Source organism: Anabaena sp. CCY 9613 (genome assembly GCF_963920895.1).
Taxonomy (GTDB): Bacteria; Cyanobacteriota; Cyanobacteriia; order Cyanobacteriales; family Nostocaceae; genus Cyanocohniella.
Genome location: NZ_CAWUDE010000002.1, coordinates 219245 through 240696 on the forward strand (window position 1 = coordinate 219245; position 21452 = coordinate 240696).

The 21452-nt window shown below is 41.7% G+C and carries 20 protein-coding genes and 1 pseudogene; 10 read left to right on the top strand and 11 right to left on the bottom strand.

Going from position 1 to position 21452, the window contains the following annotated elements; genetic code table 11:
- Positions 1-5: 5 nt before the first annotated feature.
- The 3 genes and pseudogenes from ACM0OT_RS02805 to xseA form a co-directional block, all read right to left on the bottom strand.
- Positions 6-461 carry a hypothetical protein gene (locus ACM0OT_RS02805; protein WP_414562539.1) on the bottom strand — a complete coding sequence of 152 codons (456 nt, stop codon included), beginning with the start codon at positions 459-461 and terminating at the stop codon, positions 6-8.
- Between the two features lie 200 nt (positions 462-661).
- Positions 662-796, bottom strand: a complete 135-nt coding sequence (locus ACM0OT_RS02810) for a hypothetical protein (protein WP_414562540.1) — start codon at positions 794-796, stop codon at positions 662-664.
- A pseudogene (gene xseA / locus ACM0OT_RS02815) lies at positions 789-1722 on the bottom strand (exodeoxyribonuclease VII large subunit). Before xseA ends, ACM0OT_RS02810 begins: the two are co-directional and overlap by 8 nt.
- 339 nt (positions 1723-2061) lie before the next feature.
- Between xseA and ACM0OT_RS02820 the strand changes: the two are divergent.
- The 8 genes from ACM0OT_RS02820 (at position 2062) to ACM0OT_RS02855 (ending at position 9850) form a co-directional block, all read left to right on the top strand.
- Positions 2062-2946 (top strand): TIGR02587 family membrane protein, encoded by an 885-nt coding sequence (locus tag ACM0OT_RS02820; RefSeq protein ID WP_414562542.1) that lies wholly within the window; start codon positions 2062-2064, stop codon positions 2944-2946.
- Complete coding sequence (locus ACM0OT_RS02825; protein ID WP_414562544.1) at positions 2943-3341, top strand: TIGR02588 family protein; 399 nt, start codon at positions 2943-2945, stop codon at positions 3339-3341. The genes ACM0OT_RS02820 and ACM0OT_RS02825 overlap by 4 nt, the downstream gene beginning before the upstream one ends.
- 1037 nt (positions 3342-4378) lie before the next feature.
- Positions 4379-4879, top strand: a complete 501-nt coding sequence (locus ACM0OT_RS02830) for a DUF2231 domain-containing protein (RefSeq protein ID WP_414546210.1) — start codon at positions 4379-4381, stop codon at positions 4877-4879.
- Positions 4876-5481 carry a DUF2231 domain-containing protein gene (locus tag ACM0OT_RS02835; protein WP_414562546.1) on the top strand — a complete coding sequence of 202 codons (606 nt, stop codon included), beginning with the start codon at positions 4876-4878 and terminating at the stop codon, positions 5479-5481. The genes ACM0OT_RS02830 and ACM0OT_RS02835 overlap by 4 nt, the downstream gene beginning before the upstream one ends.
- A 54-nt stretch (positions 5482-5535) precedes the next feature.
- On the top strand, positions 5536-6462 hold the full coding sequence (locus ACM0OT_RS02840; protein WP_414562547.1) for a cytochrome c oxidase subunit II: 927 nt from the start codon (positions 5536-5538) through the stop codon (positions 6460-6462).
- 12 nt (positions 6463-6474) lie between these two features.
- Entirely contained in the window at positions 6475-8136 is a 1662-nt protein-coding gene (gene ctaD / locus ACM0OT_RS02845) for a cytochrome c oxidase subunit I (RefSeq protein ID WP_414562548.1), read from the top strand.
- A gap of 47 nt (positions 8137-8183) precedes the next feature.
- Positions 8184-8798 (top strand): cytochrome c oxidase subunit 3, encoded by a 615-nt coding sequence (locus tag ACM0OT_RS02850; protein ID WP_414562549.1) that lies wholly within the window; start codon positions 8184-8186, stop codon positions 8796-8798.
- A 263-nt stretch (positions 8799-9061) separates the two neighbouring features.
- The gene (locus ACM0OT_RS02855; protein WP_414562551.1) at positions 9062-9850 is read left to right on the top strand and encodes a DUF1868 domain-containing protein; all 789 of its coding nucleotides are present in this window, start codon (positions 9062-9064) and stop codon (positions 9848-9850) included.
- Positions 9851-9974: 124 nt separating this feature from the next.
- Here the strand turns inward: ACM0OT_RS02855 and bchB are convergent, their stop codons facing one another.
- The 7 genes from bchB to ACM0OT_RS02890 all read right to left on the bottom strand — a co-directional run bounded on the left by bchB (position 9975) and on the right by ACM0OT_RS02890 (position 16777).
- On the bottom strand, positions 9975-11501 hold the full coding sequence (bchB, locus tag ACM0OT_RS02860) for a ferredoxin:protochlorophyllide reductase (ATP-dependent) subunit B (RefSeq protein ID WP_414562553.1): 1527 nt from the start codon (positions 11499-11501) through the stop codon (positions 9975-9977).
- A gap of 386 nt (positions 11502-11887) precedes the next feature.
- A complete protein-coding gene (locus ACM0OT_RS02865) occupies positions 11888-12409 on the bottom strand; it encodes a tetratricopeptide repeat protein (RefSeq protein ID WP_414562555.1) in 522 nt (173 codons plus the stop codon).
- 72 nt (positions 12410-12481) lie between these two features.
- Positions 12482-13306: a transporter substrate-binding domain-containing protein gene (locus tag ACM0OT_RS02870; RefSeq protein ID WP_414562557.1), complete on the bottom strand. Its 825-nt coding sequence runs from the start codon at positions 13304-13306 to the stop codon at positions 12482-12484.
- A gap of 12 nt (positions 13307-13318) precedes the next feature.
- On the bottom strand, positions 13319-13675 hold the full coding sequence (gene rplT, locus ACM0OT_RS02875) for a 50S ribosomal protein L20 (RefSeq protein WP_414541400.1): 357 nt from the start codon (positions 13673-13675) through the stop codon (positions 13319-13321).
- Positions 13676-13703: 28 nt separating this feature from the next.
- Positions 13704-13901 (bottom strand): 50S ribosomal protein L35, encoded by a 198-nt coding sequence (rpmI, locus tag ACM0OT_RS02880; RefSeq protein WP_414562559.1) that lies wholly within the window; start codon positions 13899-13901, stop codon positions 13704-13706.
- A 37-nt stretch (positions 13902-13938) separates the two neighbouring features.
- Positions 13939-14382 carry a hypothetical protein gene (locus tag ACM0OT_RS02885; RefSeq protein WP_414562561.1) on the bottom strand — a complete coding sequence of 148 codons (444 nt, stop codon included), beginning with the start codon at positions 14380-14382 and terminating at the stop codon, positions 13939-13941.
- A gap of 1 nt (position 14383) precedes the next feature.
- Positions 14384-16777, bottom strand: a complete 2394-nt coding sequence (locus ACM0OT_RS02890; RefSeq protein WP_414562562.1) for an ATP-dependent helicase — start codon at positions 16775-16777, stop codon at positions 14384-14386.
- 203 nt (positions 16778-16980) lie between these two features.
- On the opposite strand from ACM0OT_RS02890, the gene ACM0OT_RS02895 reads away from it, so the two are divergent.
- Positions 16981-18648, top strand: coding sequence for a hypothetical protein (locus ACM0OT_RS02895; protein WP_414562564.1), 1668 nt, complete (start codon positions 16981-16983; stop codon positions 18646-18648).
- Positions 18649-18682: 34 nt separating this feature from the next.
- Here ACM0OT_RS02895 and ACM0OT_RS02900 read toward each other — a convergent pair whose 3' ends face one another.
- Positions 18683-19771 carry a RuBisCO accumulation factor 1 gene (locus tag ACM0OT_RS02900; protein WP_414562565.1) on the bottom strand — a complete coding sequence of 363 codons (1089 nt, stop codon included), beginning with the start codon at positions 19769-19771 and terminating at the stop codon, positions 18683-18685.
- A gap of 294 nt (positions 19772-20065) precedes the next feature.
- Between ACM0OT_RS02900 and ACM0OT_RS02905 the strand changes: the two genes are divergently transcribed.
- Positions 20066-21022 (top strand): response regulator, encoded by a 957-nt coding sequence (locus tag ACM0OT_RS02905; protein WP_414562567.1) that lies wholly within the window; start codon positions 20066-20068, stop codon positions 21020-21022.
- The last annotated feature ends 430 nt before the right edge of the window (positions 21023-21452 follow it).

The window sequence follows — 21452 nt, forward strand, 5'->3', positions numbered from 1 at the left end:
CCATATTAGTCTCCCGGTGGGAGAGTTCCAACCTTTTCCGCAGGTGGTTCTGTGTAGTCACAAAATATATTTAATCCTATTTTGAGTATGTACAAAACAATCACAGTGGCTATAGCTGGATCAATTGGTAATCCACTTGTGGTTGCAAGACCTACTAAAGAGACAATCAAACCTGATAGCAACGGTGAACTCGCTGGATTTTTTTTGTATTCTTTAAGTTGACAACGAAAGCCATCATCATCGCAGAGTTCTTTACGCAGTACATTCAGCGTGACTTTCCAGAGAGATTTGCCCTCTGACATTAATGTTTTGCCATTTTTCTCAGTCCATAAATCCTCAAATGAGCGTTCAACTTGACCATTGTGTCTGGCTAAGTTATCTAGGGCATACTGTGCAGGTTTGTAATCTTGCAAGACTTCCCGTATAGCCATAATTTCATTAGTACTGATTTGAGCTTCCATACTTTAGTTAGTTTTTTGGTTTAAGTTCTCAAGTTGACCCCAATTTTCAAACTTTAGCATTTTACTACAAACCTTTAATTATTAGGACTTACGCAAAGTTCACGTAATTACGTAAATTAGGTAACCAAATTTCTTCAATATTTATGTAATTTAAAGACAGAAATATTTAAATTGTTTTTCTTGTACTCTGTTATTGGTTGCTAGTGGGCTGTAATTTGACTTTCAATAAATTCTAATTCTAAGATGATTTCTGTGCCATCTGGGATATTATGAATTTGCTCTAAAATCCAACCCTCCATAGAATCGGAACTAGAAGCACCCTGACGCTTAACCACGTAACTCTCTGCGCCCTCTGTGTCTCTGTGATTCGTTAATTCCCACCACCTTAACTGTAACCTCCCCCTGCCCCAACTGAATCACCAAATCCTCCCCCACAATTAACTCAGAAGCAGAACGAGCGATCGCCCCATCTTCCCTTCTTACCACAGCATAACCACGCTGCAAAACCGCCTTAGGGTCAAGACTAGCCAGTTTTTCCCGTAACAATTCTAAACGCTGCTGTGCTTGCTGCGATCGCCCCAAAGTCACCTGTAACAGCTGCTTTCTCTTTCAACTTAACCGCACCACCACCCCGTGATAAAATTAACACCTCAGTCCGACTATCACGATTTACCCGATTAATCGCCTTGACGATAGACTCTGGTGCTTGCTCACCTTGTACTGTAGCCGGAGAAAATAAAACCTGTAAACCGGGATATCGTTGCTTAAGAGTTTTTTGAATATCCCCCCAAGCCGCTGCTGTCGGAGAAGTTACCACTGCGATCGTTTGGGGGTGCAGCGGTAGAGGACGTTTACGTTCTAAGTCGAATAAACCCTCAGCCAGCAAGCGATTTTTTAATTGTTGATAGCGTAAAGCTTGTAACCCAGCCCCAGCAGGTAAAGCTTGCCATACAGATAATTGATACTCTCCCCTTTGCGGGTAAACCCGGATACTACCTAAGATAATTACCTGCTCACCAGGAACAGGCATTTGAGCCAACTTCGGGATTTGACCATTCCAGACCACACATTTAATACCAGCTGTTCCATCTGGGTCTTGTAGCGTAAAAAACAACCCACTGCGATGGTGATTAGCACTGGAAACTTCCCCAGTCACCCAAACTTGCCGTAATTGCTCATCTTGCTCTAACAGCAAGCGAATATAGTCAGTTAATCCAGATACCGAAAGCGCCGTATCAGGAATGAGAGAGTTAAAAGTCATCAAAGATGTGTGTTAGCAAAAGCCTAGTGAAATCTTAGCAAATAATGTAATCAATCAACGAGGCTAATGATTCTTGAAGTTTGACAGATAGCAAATATTTTACTTTTACTTATTAGCAAAAAGCACAAAATAACCAATTGTAATATGTGGGAATGATGCAAAATGTTATCCTCAGTTGCTCCAATTCGCTAAAAAACAATTTTTTCTGTGTCTACCGCAGGAAGTATATAACCATATGTCTGTAAAATATCCTAGGATAGATGTTAAAGATATTTATTTTGTGAGACAGTTTACAACATATGAAAATATTAAAATCAAATAATCAGGTACATATTATTAGTGGCTAAAAAACGTTATAAAAACACTTGGAAACAAGAAATAAATGATATTGTGCGTGGTACTTGTGGAGGTTTTTTATTTGGTATTCCACTAATATATACTATGGAAGTATGGTGGATTGGATCGCTAGCAAAACCAAGATTGCTGGTAATGGCGATCGCCTTAATGTTTATTGTAGTCTTTTTACTCAATTATACAGAAGGTTTTCGTAAACACAGAAATACCTGTCGAATTGATGAAGCAGTCATAGATACTGTAGAGGCAATGGCAATTGGCTTTGTTTGTTCTGCATTTATGTTATGGTTGTTGCAAGAAATTACGCCAGAAACTTCCTTAAAAGAATCCCTGGGTAAAATTGTATTTGAAGGTGTACCATTTACCCTAGGTGTGGCATTAGCCAACCAGGTTCTCCAAGACGGAAATCAAAATAATTCAATATCAAGTACTCAGAAAAGTAACAAAAACAGCAAACATAAACAAAATGGTTTGTACGCCACATTTGCTGATTTAGGTGCAACTCTCATTGGTGCAATGGTGATTGCCTTTAATATTGCACCAACCGATGAAGTTCCTATGTTAGCAGCTGCCATTTCACCCCCTTGGTTACTGGCGTTAATGGTTGCATCTCTAGTAATTTCCTACGCTATTGTCTTTCAAGCTGGTTTTTCAGACCAACAAAAACGCAGAGAGCAAAAGGGAATTTTTCAGCGCCCATTAAGTGAAACTACTATATCTTATTTAGTATCTTTGTTAGCAAGTGGATTAATGCTGCTTTTTTTCCAAAAGGTAACTTTTGCAGACCCGTGGATGATGTGGTTAGAACATACTCTAATATTGGGATTACCTGCAACTATTGGCGGTGCAGCGGGTAGGTTAGCAATATGATGGAAACAGAACCCAAACCAGAACGTTCTTTCGCTGAGTGGATAACATTCGGGATTTCTTTATCTATTCTCGTAATCGTTATTGGCTTAGTAGGGTATATGTGGCTGAATGAAAAGAATCAACCTCCAATTTTGTCGGTGCATAAAAAACAAACGATTCGAGAAATTGATGGTAATTTTTATGTTCCCTTTGAAATAGTTAATACTGGTGGTGAAACTGCTGAATCAGTGCAAATTATTGCTGAGTTACAAATTGCTGATAAAGTTGTGGAAACAGGAGAGCAACAAATTGATTTTTTATCTGATGGCGAAAAAGAAGAAGGAGCATTTATATTTAGTCAAAATCCGCTTCAAGGACAATTAACTGTACGCGTTGCTAGTTATAAGTTACCGTAATCCAATTGAAAAACACAGACTATCCCAGTTTTAGGTAATTGCGCCTTTACTTAAACAGCGCTTGAACCGTTTTGACATTATTCACAGTGGCGACGTGGCTATTATGTTGCAATGCAGTAGTTTCGTCTTGCCACTGTATTTTTAACATACTGTTTACCCTGATGAAAGTATAGTTGTTTGATATTTGATATGCCCATATGCTGTAAAGAACTAACAATATTTTCACAAAATCTGACTGTTTTTCTGTCCTGGAAAATTTTGAGTTGGTGCTACGGCTGGCTAATTGATTTTGTCTGTCAATCAATAAGTATAAATGCTTATGATTTTACTTATTTGGGTGATACAAACGCACTTTTATGTATTTAGTTGGTTATTAATAATACCCGGCTTCTATCTACAGCCAGAAATAGCTTATTTTTAAATTATGCGATCGCCTGGGAAATTGTAATCAAATCACAGTCAAGTTTAAAAAATGTCAATCATGTTGATTTAATTTGGTAGTCCCAAGATAAGGATGCTTAAAAGATATCCCTGTTGTTGCTAACTAATGGAGTAATAAGTTTAGAATATCTTTTGTATTTGACATCACAAATCAATAATTTAAGCTTGTTAACTCCTGCACATTCAATCTTGTTTATATATGCAATATATGAGAAATAGCAAGATAAGTTACACTCCTAAACTATTTATTTGATTAATAAAAGCTTTTTTGAAAGTTTATCTTAATTTTTTTGACAATTAGTAAAAAAATCTTTAAGCTAAAAGATAGGTTTCACAAATAAAACAAACAACAGCAATTTTGTGAGATAAATTGAAAATCGCTGTTGTAAATTATCAGTATGAACAAATGCATTGAACTCAATCATTCAATATAAGTAGTAACTTCATCCCATTGAATTACAATCAGACCAACACTTGAGTAACCGGATTTCGCCGCGCGTAACAAAAAAATCGGTCAAGTGTTAATAATTGTAGCGGTGTGAGTGGCTATTCATATTGACCAATGAGGTGCATATAGATATGTCCAGGAGAACACAATGCTTGAGTATCTGACATCTTTAAACGACCACAATTTGCCCTATCCAGATACAATGCATCCCATCGTTGTCCACTTCGTAATTGCGATGGTTTTGTTTGCATTTTTCTGTGATATATTAGGCTATTTCACTGGTAGAACTCATCTTTATGAAGTGAGTTGGTGGAATATGTTTGTAGCCACGATCGCCATCTTCGTTGCCATTATTTTTGGTCAGTTTGAAGCTGGCTTGGCACAACCTTACGACTTAGCTAAATCTGTACTAAATGTACATACATTAGTTGGCTGGTCGTTGTCTGGAATTATCGCGGCAATTACAGCTTGGCGCTATGTAATTCGTACCCGCAACCCTTACAAATTGTCGATTCACTATATGTTAGCCGGGTTATTTTTGACTGTGATTGTGGGTGTGCAAGTATATCTCGGTGATCAACTTGTTTGGGTATATGGACTGCACACAGTACCAGTTGTTGAAGCAGTCAAGGAAGGTCTTTTACCATGAATAGTGAACTAATTGACCAATTAAGTAGCCAATTAGGCGCCAATGGATTACCTTATTCGATTCCCATTCATCCCAACTTAGTCCATTTAACTTTGGGTTTGTTCATTATTGGCATCATCTTTGATATTGTCGGGATGCTAGTTCCCTTGCAAACGTGGGTCTTCAAATTTTTTGCCATTTCTGTAGAACGTACCAACTTTTTTGATGTGGGTTGGTACAACATGGTAGGTTCTACCATCATTACTATTTTTACAGTCGCCGCAGGCTTCTATGAAATGCTGCTGGCTACACCACCAACTGATGTCAAGAGTGCCTGGGGAATGCAGGCAATGGAAACGATGCTTTGGCATGGCATCGGTGGCGTATTCTTGCTAGGACTAATTGTTGGCATGACTGTTTGGAGAGGATGGCAGCGCTTCATTTTGAGTCAAGACGGCGATGAAAAAGTCCAGTGGAGTTATCTGGCCACAGGAATGGCAATCATGTTCATCATGTACATCCACGGCACACTAGGGGCACAAATGGCCGCCGAATTTGGCGTACATAATACCGCTGATACCTTACTGAGATTGGGCGCAGACCTCAACACAACGCTCAAGTAACCAATGTTGGTCATTTTTGACTAATGACTAATGACTAACAATTAATCAACAACTATGAACGTCCGCAAGATTGGCAATATTTTCACCGTGTTTGTGGGTGGAATCATCGTGACTGTCATCAGTCTTTGGATAGGCCAGCAAGCTTATTCTTGGCTTCCCCCACAAGCAGCCGCAGAATCTCAGCTAATTGATGATTTGATTAGCTTCTTAGTAACGCTGGGTGCATTTATCTTTTTGGGTGTGACTAGCACATTGATGTATTCCGTAATTTTTCATCGTGCTAAAACAGGCGACTTCAGTGATGGCCCTCACATTGAAGGTAATGTCACCTTAGAAGTTGTTTGGACAGCCATTCCCATTATGTTAGTGCTGTGGATTGCTAGCTACAGCTACCAAGTGTACGAGCAAATGGATATTCAAGGGCCAATGGAACTTGTGCATTTGCATAATCCTGTGGGTATGGAATCTGCTTATGCAGTCCCCAAAGATGAACCAGTCAATACCTTAGCTGAACCTGTAGAAAACATCGACGTACTGGCTAAACAATGGGCGTGGGTATTCCACTATCCTGAAAAAAATGTTACCAGTACCGAACTACATTTACCAAGCGATCGCCGGGTACATTTAGCATTGCAATCAGAAGATGTGCTGCATGGCTTTTATATTCCTGCATTTCGTCTCAAGCAAGATATTATTCCTAACCACACAATTGACTTTGAATTTACTCCCATTCGTGCCGGTCAGTATCGACTCACTGATTCTCAATATAGCGGCACTTACTTTGCGACGATGCAAGCCAATGTCGTCGTGGAATCACCCGCAGATTACCAACAATGGCTAGCCCAAGCTGCAACCCAAAAACCCACTCCCGCTCATAATCAAGCAGCTTCTGAATATGCCCAAGCCGCTAGTCAGTCAGTGAAAACTGGTTGGACTACCGTAGCACCTGCGGCATCTCCTCTAGTCAATTATCCTGGTTAATAGTAACTCACCATGACACATATCCCTGTTGCAGGCATCAGTCACCCTGGTGAGAAGCCAGGTGCCTGGAAAGAATACTTTAGCTTTAGCACCGACCACAAGGTAATTGGTATTCAGTACCTTGTGACCTCATTTCTTTTCTTTCTCATCGGCGGTATCTTTGCAATGGTCATTCGGGGAGAACTCATTACCCCCGAATCTGACGTAGTTGACCGCACCGTCTATAACGGTATGTTTACAATGCACGGCACCATTATGCTGTTTTTGTGGACATTCCCCTCTTTAGTGGGTTTTGCCAATTATCTTGTGCCTTTAATGATTGGGGCGCGAGACATGGCCTTTCCCCGACTTAACGCCGTCGCCTTTTGGATGGTGCCGGTGGTCGGTCTTCTCTTAATGGGCAGTTTCTTAGTTCCTGGTGGCCCAGCCCAAGCCGGTTGGTGGTCTTATCCTCCAGTTAGTCTGCAAAATCCCACAGGTAACTTAATTAATGGTCAAGTGCTGTGGTTACTAGCAGTAGCCATATCCGGCGTATCTTCAATTATGGGGGCAGTAAACTTTGTCACCACCATTGTGAAGATGCGCGCCCCAGGTATGGGCTTCTTTCGGATGCCTTTATTTGTCTGGGCAGTATTCAGCGCCCAAATTATCCAATTGTTTGGATTACCTGCACTGACAGCAGGTGCAGTTATGCTGCTACTTGACCTCACAGCCGGTACTGCTTTTTTCAATCCCAGTCATGGGGGTAATCCAGTTCTCTTCCAGCATTACTTCTGGTTTTATTCCCACCCTGCGGTTTACGTGATTATTTTGCCCATCTTTGGCATTTTCTCCGAAATCTTTCCCGTTTACTCCCGCAAACCGTTATTTGGCTACAAAGTAGTTGCCATTTCATCAATGTTAATCGCCGTAGTCAGCGGCATTGTCTGGGTACACCATATGTACGTTAGTGGTACACCAGGCTGGATGCGGTTGATTTTCATGCTGACAACCATGTTTGTCTCTGTACCCACAGGAATTAAAGTATTTGCTTGGGTAGCCACCATTTGGGGCGGTAAACTGCGGCTAGATACAGCCATGCTGTTTTCCTTGGGTGCTTTAATCATGTTTGTGTTTGCAGGGATTACAGGCATTATGCTTTCCTCTGTACCTGTAGATGTTCACGTAAATAATACCTACTTTGTTGTCGGTCACTTCCACTACGTTCTCTTTGGCACAGTGACCATGGGCTTGTATGCAGCCATTTACCACTGGTTCCCCAAAATGACCGGCAGAATGTACAACGAAGGCTGGGGCAAATTACACTTTTGGTTAACATTCATTGGTACTAACCTCAACTTTTTACCCATGCACCCCTTAGGGTTGCAAGGCATGTTACGCCGTGTCTCCTCCTACGCCCCAGAGTACGAATTTTGGAACATTATCGCTAGTTTGGGCGGCTTTATGTTGGGAATGTCCACCTTACCCTTCATCTTCAACATGGTAATTTCTTGGCTGCAAGGCGAGAAAGCACCTGATAATCCTTGGCGCGCCATTGGACTAGAGTGGATGGTTTCTTCACCACCCCCAGTAGAAAACTTTGAAGAAATCCCCATTATCATCTCTGAACCTTACGGCTACGGTAAATCAGATCCCTTAACAGCAAATAACCCTGCATTGAAAAACGCAGAATAGTTACCCCTTCACGTTCCTCTGCGTTTACAAAAGGAGAATTTCCCACAATGGACAGTTCTATCAACTCCAACGAGTTGCAATTGCCTTCCCATCACACAAACGCTGAACACGGACACGACGAAGAAGGCAACAAAATGTTCGGCTTCATTGTCTTCCTCCTGTCCGAAAGCGTTATTTTTCTCAGTTTTTTTGCAGGATATATTGTCTACAAAACCACAACTCCTAACTGGCTACCAGCCGGAGTTTCGGGACTAGAAATCAAAGACCCTGCAATCAATACAGTTATTCTTGTTTCTAGTAGTTTTGTCATCTACCTAGCAGAACGCGCCCTACAACGCCACAACTTGAAGGGATTTCGTCTGTATCTCGCGGCCACAATGGCTATGGGCAGCTACTTCTTAGTAGGGCAAGGTATTGAATGGAGTCACCTAGAATTTGGCTTCACCTCTGGGGTATACGGTGGCATGTTCTACCTGCTAACTGGTTTCCACGGTTTGCATGTTCTCACAGGTATTCTGTTGCAGTTGATTATTTTTATCCGTTCTTTCTTTCCTGGCAACTACGAATCAGGCCACTTTGGTGTGAATGCCACCTCGTTATTCTGGCACTTTGTAGATGTAATCTGGATTGTTTTGTTTATCCTGATTTATCTTTGGCAATAATCTGGGATCAGGTTGCTAAGATCAGCTTTACTAATAGCTCTCAGTGGTATTTTATGCCCTGAGAGCTTTTTTTACGTAATTACTGGGTTTTCTCACCTGTTCTCAAAGACTGAGCGCGGCTACATATCTACAAAAGTTTTGGTTTGATCTGAACTGTCTTGCTCTATCATCATCTTGAAAAAGCTAAATACTTTTGAAATCACTCTGTTAATCTGATTAAACTTCCCTAAAATCTATCCAGTGAGAGCGCGAGGCTACGAAGATTGGACGACAACTATCAAACTTACCTGAATCGGGTAGCAAGAATGACGCTGCCAGAAGCTTACAGATCGCAAATTCAGCACATCCAGGAATCTGCTAAGTTTCAATTGCAATCCGGATCTAGACAAGCTGCACCTTTTCCGGGGTATTCACTCATTACCCCACCGGCGGGAGAAGAAGCAAAAAACGCTACTTTTCATACCCAGTTACAAGCTTACCAGCAGGAACTTTTGCAGCTGCCGGTGAACAGTGATTTGATTGTTCCTGTACCCCCTGCTAGCTTTCATCTGACTTTGGCAGACCTAATTTGGGACAGTGCCTATCATCACGCTTGTGAAAAAAATCCCGAATTTGAACAAGAATTACGCCTTTGTTGTGCTGAAATCTTTCAACAGTATCAACAATCCATGACAAACGGGGCTAATCCAATTCAATGGCAAATGTTGGGTTTGATTGTCATGCCAAGGGCTGTTGGTATTTGTTTAGTACCCAAAGATGAGCGTTGTTATGAGCAGATTATTCAATTTCGCCGCACAATTTATCAAAATCCGAAGTTAATGGCTTTGGGTATTGAGCAGCATTATCACTTTACAGCCCACGTGACCTTAGGTTATTTCGGGGAGGTGTCTTCAGATTTAGACCGGACAAACCTTAGCACCATGCTTTCCCAATTGAATCAGCAATGGTTGTTAAATTTTCCGGAATTTTTGATTCACCGCATCGAACTGCGGAAATTTGACGATATGACGCACTATTATCGTGAACCGGACTGGCCGAGTTTGGAGTTTTAGTAAGTGATTGGGGAACTCGGGGCCCCCTCTGGGGATCAGGGCAATGGGGACAAGGGGATAAGGGGATAAACAAAAATACTTCTTCATCCCCTCTACTCCCTACTCCCTACTTCCTACTCCCTCACTAAGCACCAACAGCTTCCTTAGCTGCGTAAAGTACTTCAGCGTTAATCTCTTTCATGCCTCGCTCACGAGCAAATTTCTCGGTGTTGCGTTTGACTTTACCACGGACAAAACCAGGAATTTTGTTTAATTCGGCTTGACCGTCTTTTGTCCAGTTCAGGTCAGAGTCGGCAGAAATGCCTTTGGTAATGACTTCCTTGGTGTCGTGACCACCGAAGATTTCTAAGAGGTGATCTTCCATTCCTAAGGTAAAGGAGTTGTAGATCAAATCGGTAATCTGGTTGGTACCTTCATAACCTAAGAATGGTTTGTAACCAATGGGGAAGTTTTGCACGTGGATGGGTGAAGCAATGACACCACAAGGAATGTCTAAGCGTTTACCAACGTGACGTTCCATTTGAGTACCAAATATAGCAGAAGGTTCGACACGAGCGATCGCATCCCCAATTTCTCCATGATCGTCGGTAATCAGAACTTCATCACAGTATTCACTAACTTGTTCGCGGAACCAATCGGCATCATATTTACAGTAGGTTCCAGCCCAAACCACATGAATCCCCATTTCTCTGGCTAAAATTTTGGTGATGGCGGCGGCGTGGGTATTGTCACCAAACACCACAGCTTTTTTACCAGTCAAGTTTTGACAGTCAATGGAACGAGAGAACCAAGCAGCTTGAGAGACATGTAAAGTTTGCTCGTTGATGAAGTCTTCGTAGTCAACATCAGCCCCTTGGGCATTAATTACCTGCTGAATTTTGCGGATACACCGTGCTGTTTCCACTACACCCATTGGGGTAATGTCTATGTAAGGTGTGCCAAATTGTTCTTCTAAGTAATGAGCAGTCATTAAGCCCAGTTCACGGTAAGGAACTAAGTTAAACCAGGCTTTGGGCATTTTTTTCAAATCATGCACCGCCGCACCTTCGGGAATGATTGTATTTATTTCAATTCCCAAATCAGCCATCAGCCGCTTGAGTTCGGTGCAATCGTGGTTGTTATGAAACCCAAGGGTGGAATTACCGATGATGTTAACTGAGGGTTTTTCGGTTTTGCCTTCTGGGAGTTCACCTTTCTTACGAGCTTTCTCGATGTAGTAGTGGACGATTTGATGTAGAGTGCGATCGGCTGCTTGCAGTTCGTTGAAGCGGTAGTGGTTGACATCCGCTAGCATTACGTCTCCTTTCGCCTCCAACTGCGCCCGTTCGACAAAGTTGTGCAGGTCTTCTTGCAAAATGCTAGAGGTGCAGGTGGGAGTTAACACAATCAAATCTGGGTGTTCTTCGGCATCTTTGCGGGTGATGTTGTCTACCACCTTTTCTTGAGAACCCCGTGCTAAAACGTTGCGGTCAACAACACTGGTGGTTACTGGGGTGAAGTTTCTCTCCCGCGATAGCATAGAGCGCATGACGTTAAAGTAGTCATCACCTAGTGGGGCGTGCATGATCGCATGAACGTTTTTAAATGAACTCGCAATCCGCAAAGTGCCGATGTGGGCTGGCCCTGCATACATCCAGTAAGCCAATTTCATGACTGGTTCTCCCTTTTCAACTCAAATAACTATGAGTGCATGATTATTAAATCGCTTTTGATTGTCTCAAAAGTTGGAGTGAGGAAGAAATAGGACTTTTTGCCGATTTGGTTGGTAATTAATAGCTCAAACCTAGTTACTGATTGGGGTCTAGCCTCTGTATTTAACAATATTCTTGTTGTTTAATTAAATAACTCTTAACGATTGGACAAATATTTTTATTAATTTTTGTTGATAATGCTCGTTATAAAATTATTGGTAAAAATATATTAGCCACAAAGGTTGTGTTTTTTCTCTCAGTATTTTCCGCGTCTCTGTGGTTTAAAAGTAATTTATTTAACCACAAAGACGTAGAATAAATATCTGAGTTTTTGAGCTTTGACTATCTACGCAGAAACCAAGCGGCGCAAAGATTCAGCACGGCGTTTTGCAGTTTTATTATTGGGAGCAAACTTGAGTGCATCTTCATACATTTGTAGGGCCTGTGCAGTTAATTTTTTTCGTTCGTAGGCGTGACCGAGATTATTCAGTGCTGTCACATAATCTGGTTTTAGTTTTAAAGCTTCTTTGTATTGACGAATTGCTAAGTCATATTGCTCTTGACCAAAGTAAACATAACCTAGTCCGTTGTAAATAGGCGCAGTATTTTCTTCTTCTTCTTCAGCCGCTTTAAGAGCTTTTTGAAACAACACCACAGCTTGAGAAAATAGTTTTTTTTCTGAATAAATACTAGCCAACTCGTAATATTCTTGAGCCGTACCTTTTTCCTTTTCTAGCTTTTTGCGTAACCGTGATAAGGCCGTTTCACGTTTGCGAGTTTTGAAAATTTGCTGAAATACATTCACCACTGCAAATAAAAGCAAACCCACAAAAATTGAGAGATAAATAATAGCTAAGTTTTTATCCATTGCCTGCAAATACAAATATTATTTCTTGATCTATTATCGGATACTGGGGGACGTGGAGAGATGAGGAAGTATTTACATTCTTGTTCCTAGTCCCCAATGTTGGACTCGTTCTTTGAGCCAACCTTCTGCTGTGTATCGAGCGATCGCTTCGTTGACTTGTCTTCTTAATTGATCGTACTGTAATCCTTTGGGCATGACTACAGATAAGGGTTCTGTGGATAGTTTGGTGGGTAAAATCTTGTATTGGGGATATTGTTGCACCCAACCGCTGAGAACGCTGGCATCGGCGGCAAAGGCATCTACGGTATTATTTTCTGTGAGCGATCGCCCTTCTTGATATGATTTAACTCCCACTAACTCGGCTTCGGGCACATAGTACCGCACTTGGGCGACTGTGCTGGAGTTGTTAATGACGGCTATTTTCCTGTTAGTTAAATCACTGATCCGCCGCACGGTAGTATCTTTTGTCACTATGACAGCCCCATCATAGTAGTAAGGAACACTGAAGCTAACTAACCGGGCGCGGGATTCTGTGGCTGTGACTCTGGCGATAGCGAAATCAACTTTATTGTTTAAGACTACAGACAGGCGATCGCGGTTGGCTACTGGTTGAAACTTGATAGCATCTGCTTTCCCTAACAAGTCCAATGCCAAACGCTTTGCTAAGTCGATTTCTAAGCCTTGTAAGTTACCACTCTCGTCTCTAAATCCTAAGGGACGCAAGTTATCTTTGACGGCAATAGTTAAATAACCTCGTCGTTGAATTTCTGGCATTGGGGCGGCTGACGCTATCGCTCCTGTTCCCCAAATTGTCCACCAGAAAATACAAAAAATGATAGCGGATAATACCAGATGTAACGGATTTATCATGCGCCATCTGTTACATCGGTTATTCATCCGTTACCACCTTTATTGTTTAGCTTGAAGTGCTAATTCCGCAACTTTGCCAAAACTAGCTGGGTCGAGAACTGCCAATTGCGCCAACATCTTACGGTTGAGTTGAATATCGGCTTTTTTCAAATTACCAATCAATTGGCTGTAGCTCAAACCATGCTGTCTAGCCGCCGCATTAATTCTGGTGATCCACAGGCGACGAAAATCACGCTTTTTCTTTTTGCGATCGCGGTAAGCACTCCGCAATGCTTTCATTACCTGTTGGTTGGCGGTTCTAAATAGAGTTGAGTGGGAACCGCGAAAACCTTTAGCTAGTTTGAGAATTTTATTGCGGCGTTTACGAGCTACGTTACCGCGTTTTACCCGAGTCATAGTTTATTTCCTGTATTTCCTGAAAAAGTTACAAATAAGGAAGCATCAAGCGTACGTTTTCTTCATCGCGTTCGTTGACAACTGCCATTTTAGAAAAGCTACGCTTTTTGTTAGAAGTCTTGTGTTCTAAAAGGTGGTTTTTAAAAGCTTTGCGACGGACGATTTTACCGCTACCGGTGGCACGGAATCGCTTGGACGCTGCTTTACGGGTCTTTAGTTTAGGCATTGTCTGGCTTCAATTCGACACAATCCATAATTATATACTATTTTCTGGTATTTCCAGAGTCCACTTTAAATTGAGGATCTAAAACAATTTGGGAGGCGGATTGATTAACGTGGTAAGTCCAAGATTGATTTTGTACTTTTACAATCACTTCCCAAGCAGGAACCGGGTTGTATTCTTGGGTACAGATTTCGCCAAAGTTGAATCTACAGGGATTGCTAAAAGTTTGGGATTTAACTTGAGTGATTTTTAAATCAGAAATCGCCACCCCAGAATACTGGGAAGCATCGGTTAAAATTTTATCTGCGATCGCCTTGGGCAATTTCGGAGAATCATTCTGGCTGATTTGAGTTTGTGTACCCAATCCATCGGCAACAGCATTGTTATTCGTGATGCCACATCCCCAAGTTAGCAGACTCGTCAACATCAAGGCGAATATGCTGGCGCGGTTAATGAAAGCACGTACCTTAATCACTGATTTCATATTACGAATTACGAATTACGAATTTAGAAAAGTGACTTTTTAAAGCCGGAAACACCGGACATGGCGCTTGTTCTTGTAAATTCTCTGGTTTACTCCAAGTAAAAGGCGCTTTTTGTGATGCAGACATCCACAGCAGGCGTTTAGCTCTGGTCATGGCAACATAGAGTAATCGATATTCCTCAGCCGTTTTCAGATGTTTTGCTTGTTCCCACGCTTGGGTGACATCGGGTATAGCAGATTCACCGTGGAGAGCCGCCCGAATTTGGGCCCGAGCTACTTCTGATAAGGTGAAATCGCCTAAAAACTGGCTTTGGGGAGGAACCCAAAATCTGCCAGGAATCAAGTTTTCGTGAAGAAAGGGCATAAATACATAGTCCCAGTCTAACCCTTTAGCTTTGTGCATGGTGATAATTGTCAATTGACCGCAACGGGTATAACGCGCTTCTAAATCATCTGTTTCCACTGGTTCAAACCGTTCAGAACTGACAATTTCACTTAAAGTTGAGAGCATCGCCCCCATTGAACTATTGCCGGCTATTTGTTGATTTACTCGTTCTGCAAGTTTGTCAGCCGTTGCCAATTCTGCTTGGTCGTAATTTAAAGTTAAGGCCAGAAAGGAAATAAGCTGATATAAAGGCAATTCCAAACGAGCGCGGAGTAATTTACGGCACAAACTAGCGGCTTTTTGTATGGGTTCTGACTGGGGTGGCGCTAGGGGGCCGGGATACAAAAATTCTTCTGGGAGACTAGCTAAAGCGTTGAGGTCTTGGGTAGGAATCAATTGACGCTGTACCAATACCTCTAAAGAGGCTTTCAGGTAGTCCGGGGAATGAGGGCGATGGCAAAATTGCAATAATGCCAAAATTTCTTGGGGAATATGCGAACGGCGATCGCGTTCACCCACATCATAAAGTGTAATATTATGCTCTTTGCATACAGGTGTTAAGGCTGCTGCTAGCCATCTTCCTTGGCGATTTTCCCGCACCAAAATTGCCGCACTCACTTCTGTAGGGTTTTCAGCAAATAATTCAATTACTCTTTGGGAAATTAACTCAACTGTATGATGAATATCACGCGGTGTATACAGTTCTAATCCTCTACCTATGGGTGCTGGGTTGGCATTAAGTTGAGGATCGTTACTGTCCACAGGGCGAATTTTTTGCGACCGAAAGGGGGATGGGGCGGTGGGGGGAGATGGTTGATTTTTGTTTTGATAAAACTTGTTTACCCATTCCAGGGTAAAGTTTGCCGCTTCAATGATAATTCTGGTACTGCGACCGGCTTGATCCATTGTTGCTAGTTTGCCAGAGCGATCGCACTGTTGGCAAAATTCCCGAAAATAAATCGGATCGGCTGGCGTGAAAGTTGAGTTAATCGCCTGATTAGGATCACCAACTCGTACCAGATTTAGTGAAGACTGGAGACTAGTGAAAAAATTTCCCCCCTGCTCCCTGCTTCCTGCTTCCTCATCCCTTGCCAAAATCTCTAACAGATGCGTCTGTAAGGGACTAGAATCTTGGGCTTCGTCTTCAAAAACGGCGTAAACTTCCTTTTGTTCTCGGCGACGGGCGCTGTCGTTTTCGAGGACGCGGAGGGCGGCTAAAATCATGTCGTCGTAGTCGATGAAGTCACGCGATCGCATTAAGTTTTGATATTGTTCATACAATCCTGCGGCTACCTGCAAAATTGCATATTCGTCTGTGGTTTGCTGACTCCAATCGCGTAGTTGTTCTGGCGATATCCCAGAACTTTTGGCTTCATGAATAACTGTAGTCGCTAAATCTGGTAATACTTCTGTTCGCAGCACAGATTGACGGCGTAATCTTTCTGTTTCCTCCCCGTCAAATTGATGCCCTTCTAGTAACCGTAGGTATCGCCCTGGATGTTCAGCAATCCATTGTTCTACGGCTGTGCGGATAAAACGATGGCTTTGACTAGGTGTGATTAATGTGACATTATCTAACTCTAAACCTGATAAATTAGGATGGCGACTGGCAATGTTCAAAGCTAGACCATGCAAAGTATACACAGCAAAGCCTGTCTGCGGTAAAGATAAATCCTCTCGTAAGTATTTGCGAATTTTGGCTTTAATATTAGCAGCCGCTGAACGCGTAAAGGTCACAACGACAATTTGACGACGGTACAATGGGCGCGATTCGGGGGGAATTGCGTACTGACGCGCAATGGCGATGGCTGCGGCGGCGGCCATACCTGTAGATTTGCCAGCACCAGGAACGGCGGAAATAGCTAATGGCCCAGATTGCCAATCAGCCATTTGCTGTTGTCCCGGACGCAGACTATTACGGATTTTTAAAGTTTTTTCCCAAAGAAGTTGAGATAATTGTGGCTGACGAGATTCTGGAGGCACTGTAGCCGTAAAATTAGCGTCTGACATAAATAGAAAATTTTAGTTTTTGAATAAAATTACAGCATTTTGCTATTAAGTAAGGCATCTGAAAAAATTCACTCAAATTAGCATTGCTGTATTAAACTGCAAAGATAAATAATTATCTATATATAGCAATCTTCAGTGAGTTATGAATATGTCCTCCTTATATTTTTTTGTAGATATCCCATAGGATTGCGAATAACTAAATAATGACAAATATTAAACGGTATTTACATTATCTGGGTTTAGCTGGGGCGATAGCCCTTGGTGCTGTTTTGCGATTTTGGCATTTAGACTTAAAACCACTGTGGATGGATGAGGTCATTACAGCTATTTTTAGTTTAGGCAAAAGTTATTACGATTTGCCCTTGGATACAGCGTTACCACTGGCCAGCGTACCAGAAATTTTTACTTACCAGTCGGGGGTTAGCTGTTCTCAAATTGCTGCAAATCTGGCTAATCATTCTACCCATCCGCCACTATTTTTTTGCGGGATGTACCGTTGGTTAGGGTGGCTGAGTCCTTTGGGTGCAGAGTGGGTGGAAAAATTGCGATCGCTACCAGCTTTATTTGGTGTCGGAGCGATCGCCGCAATTTATGGAGTCAATTGCATAGCCTTTTCTCGCGCTTCTGGAATCATGGCAGCATTAATTATGGCTGTTTCTCCTTTTGCTGTTTACCTTTCCCAAGAAGCAAGGCACTATACAATGCCTATGTTTTTTATCACGTTAGCATTATTGGGACTCGTACAAATTCAAAAGGATATTTTTGAGCAGCAACACCTGAAAGTTTGGGTTTGGGTTTTATGGGCTATTATTAATAGCATTGGTATTTATGTACATTACTTTTTTATTCTGGCTTTTATTGCTGAAATTACTACAATTTTGGCATTAATTTATTGGTATAATCCTAAACTAAAAAAATCTCAAGTTTGCTTGGCTCTCATTTTATCCACTAGTGGAGTTATTATTAGTTTTGTTCCCTGGGCAATAGTTTTTATTAGTCATTTTCAAAGTTCTGAAACTAATTGGTTACCTGCTACTATGCACATAGCACCCATATATCAAACTTTGATTAGTTGGGTGTTAATGTTAATTGCTTTACCTGTGGAAAATCAGCCTTTAGTAATTACCATTATCTGTGGTTTACTGATGGTAATTTTTGCTATTTTGGTGGGATGGTACTGTTGCAAAAAAATAAAAATTTTATGGTTAAATAATCAGACTCATTTAGCAATATTCACACTTTTAAGTTTTACAATTCTGATATTGATCCAATTTTTTACTATTGCTTATTTTTTAGGTAAAGATATTACTGTTGTTCCCCGTTACAATTTTGTTTACTATCCCAGTGTTTGTGCTTTGCTAGCAGCCAGTTTTAGCAACAGTAAAAAATCAAAATTCACTATTTTACTTGTGGGTATTCTCAGTTGTGTTTTTGTAGTTTCTAATTTAGTGTTTCAAAAACCCTTTCAGCCTGAACAAGTTGCCCACAATATGAATTTAGAACCTTCTGTTCCCCTGATGCTAGTAGTGGGATACAGCAATTATCAGGATGTCGCATTAGGGTTAAGTTTTGCTTTAGCCTTAGAAAAACTCAGGAGTCATACAAGTACAGAAGTTCCAGTTAGTTTTTATAACTCTGATAGCTTGGCTATTTTAAATCAACGTCCTGATTTATCCCTTTTTTGGCAAAAATTAGCCGAAATACCTACACCGGAAGCTTCACAGCTAAATTTATGGATAGTTGCACCAGGACTGAGAAGACGAGATTATCCCCCGCAAGTAGCTACTGGGGAAGAAACTTGTAACATAGACACCGCCCAGCACTATCGCATAGGTGTTCCCTATCAGCTTTATCGGTGCAACGCCGATTAAAGCTTAGTTTTTTAATTTCTCAGTCCCCAGTCAACTATTCATCAATCTGCCAAGCATCCTTGCTAATTTCTTCATCAAAGATTTTCTTAGGACGCACAATAACCGCAATTCGTCCTAGTAGGGGAATTTCTGGATCAGTTTCAAACCACTGAAATTCTAATTCACCACCTTGATCAACCACAAAGTAGCTAGAGTCACTCCATTGTCTATCGGCACGATCTACAACTACTAGGACTGGTGTAGATGTGGTGTTTGTTTGATTAGGGAGGCGATCGCTATTACACAAAATCGCTACGGGATCTTCTGCATTCAATAATACTTGCCATCCTGGTAATGGTACCCATGCTTGCTCACCAGCAAACTTAACCATCGCAAACGGCTGAATCGTTTCTACCAAGGGTACTCCTTGCAAGTCTTGTGGTGTTAATGGCAACTCCCCTACCACGGGCACGATGCGTGGTACTTCGTCTTCCGACTCAAATCGATAAAAAGGCAGAATGGGAGCCGGACGCTGGGATACTACCGTAAAATCTATTAATAATTGTTCAATTTGTTTTCTGGCTGTGGGTGTATGGGCAAATTTTAAGCCTTTGGCAATCAGGCGCGATCGCTCTTGTAAATCTGTATATTGCCGTGCTAATTTCCACGCTTGGTAAGCCACAGCATCACCAGGGTGGGCAGAAAATCCAGTTGGTAAATTTCGCAAGCGAGAAAAATCTTTAATGGCTTTGGCTACTTCCCTTGCTTCATCAACATCAAGTTTGTGGACAAAAGTCAATTCAGCCGCTGCTGCGCGTTCTTCTTGGGTGAGTAAGCGCAGTTCATACAAAACATCACTACCGCGTGTAGTGAAGTGCGATCGCGCGGCTTCTGATGCCCCACCTTTTTCTAAAGAATTATAAACTTGGGAACCAACAATTACCTGATTTTGTTGAATTGGCTCAAACCCAGTTTCCTCAAAAATCTCCTGGGGATTGTAACCGGCTTTTTGTAGGGAAGCGATCGCCATTCCCCATTCTACCCAGGTGCCTTGTTTTTGCCTTAGTTTTTTGAGTAACTCTGGAATGACGACATCGTTAGTAGCATTTTCAGGATTTTGAGCATTGGGAGGTAGATTAGTCATAATTCTGGGGTGGGAGCTTCAACTTGAGAGGGTGATTTCCTCGTCGGCAAATCTTATTGTAATCTTTAACCGTTGACTATCCCTACACTCTACCGCCGAACAAAAATATGAGTTATAAATAATACTTACAAGTAAGGTATAAAAACTAAGAATATAGGACAAAAAGCTAAACATCTCTTAAAGTCAAGCAATTTGAAATTACATTCGTACATTTACGCAAGGCTTGACGGCTATTCTCAAATAACCTGGGTATGGAATATAACAAAATTAATCAATATTGATAAGAATTATCTCATGGATAATCCCATTGCGGAAACTCATACAAGTCATCGTCAATTATCTAATTTAGAAAGACCAAAAAAACTCAAAATTTTGGTAGTTGATGATGAGCCAGATAATCTTGATTTGCTATATCGCACTTTTCGGCGGGACTTTAATGTCCTCAAAGCCGATAGTGGCGTTAATGCTCTCGAAGTATTGGCAGCAGAAGGGGAAGTGGCGGTAATCATTTCCGATCAACGAATGCCAGAAATGAAAGGAACTGAGTTTCTCAGCAAAACTGTGCCTCAGTTTCCGGATACTGTCAGAATCATCCTCACCGGGTTTACTGATATTGAGGACTTGGTAGAGGCAATTAATGCCGGACAAGTCTACAAATATATCACCAAGCCTTGGGACCCTGGTGAACTTAAAGCAGTCGTGCAGAGGGCCGCAGAAACTTACGACTTACTCAAGCAACGAACAGAAGAATTACGCCGGGCTAATGCTCAAATGGCATTGTTAACTGTTTTGGTGCAGGTAACACAAGCAGCTCATAGTTTAGAGGAAACTCTCACACCAATTGCTACGGTATTTAGTGAAAGTTTTGCCGTAGATAGTTGTATTTTGCAGCTAGTTCAGGGAAATAAGCTGGCGCCAACCCAAGGTGGTTATTGTGGTGTGGGTGCTATCAACAACTGGCTAGATCAAGATCCACTGACAAGTGAAGCGATCGCCACTGGGCAAATGCAAGTTTCCTTAAATGTAGCCAAAGATGCCAAACTAGCTGATGTAACTCATTATCAAGATACTAGTACACAAGCACATTTAGTTATTCCCATCATCTACCGCCATAATATGTTAGGTGTGTTGTCCCTTCAGTGGCAACAACCTTGCTCGTTGCGAGAAGATGAATTGAATTTAATTCGCTTATCTACAGAACTAGTAGCGATCGCTCTTACTAGTAATCGCTGCGAACCAGTAGCAGTTTAGTTGCTTATGGGATGGTCATGAAATATGGGGGAGAGACTGAGGCTAGGGGCTAGGGTACTCTATTGATCTGAAAACTGCTGTAGGTTCCAAAATTTAGGGACATCCAAAAATTAAATTACTCAATTCCTGCATCTAATACGACTATCAGATTTATTCTTCCCCTGTTTCCCCTGCTCCCCAAAGCGTAAAGCCCTAACGGGCATAGCTGCGCTTACCGCGTAGCGTCCCGCAGGGATTTGATCCTTTAATTATTTGCAAGTCCCTAACTTGAGTGTCTTTTTATTTGGCACAGGTTTGGCTATGCTGGACTGGGTGATCAACTTCTTAAAATGCGAATCAGCCACACGTAAACAACTCGCCGCTAAATCGGAGTACCGATTGTAGCGGGAGCTTTATCCCAGATTTCACCTATCGGAAAGAGGGACAATTG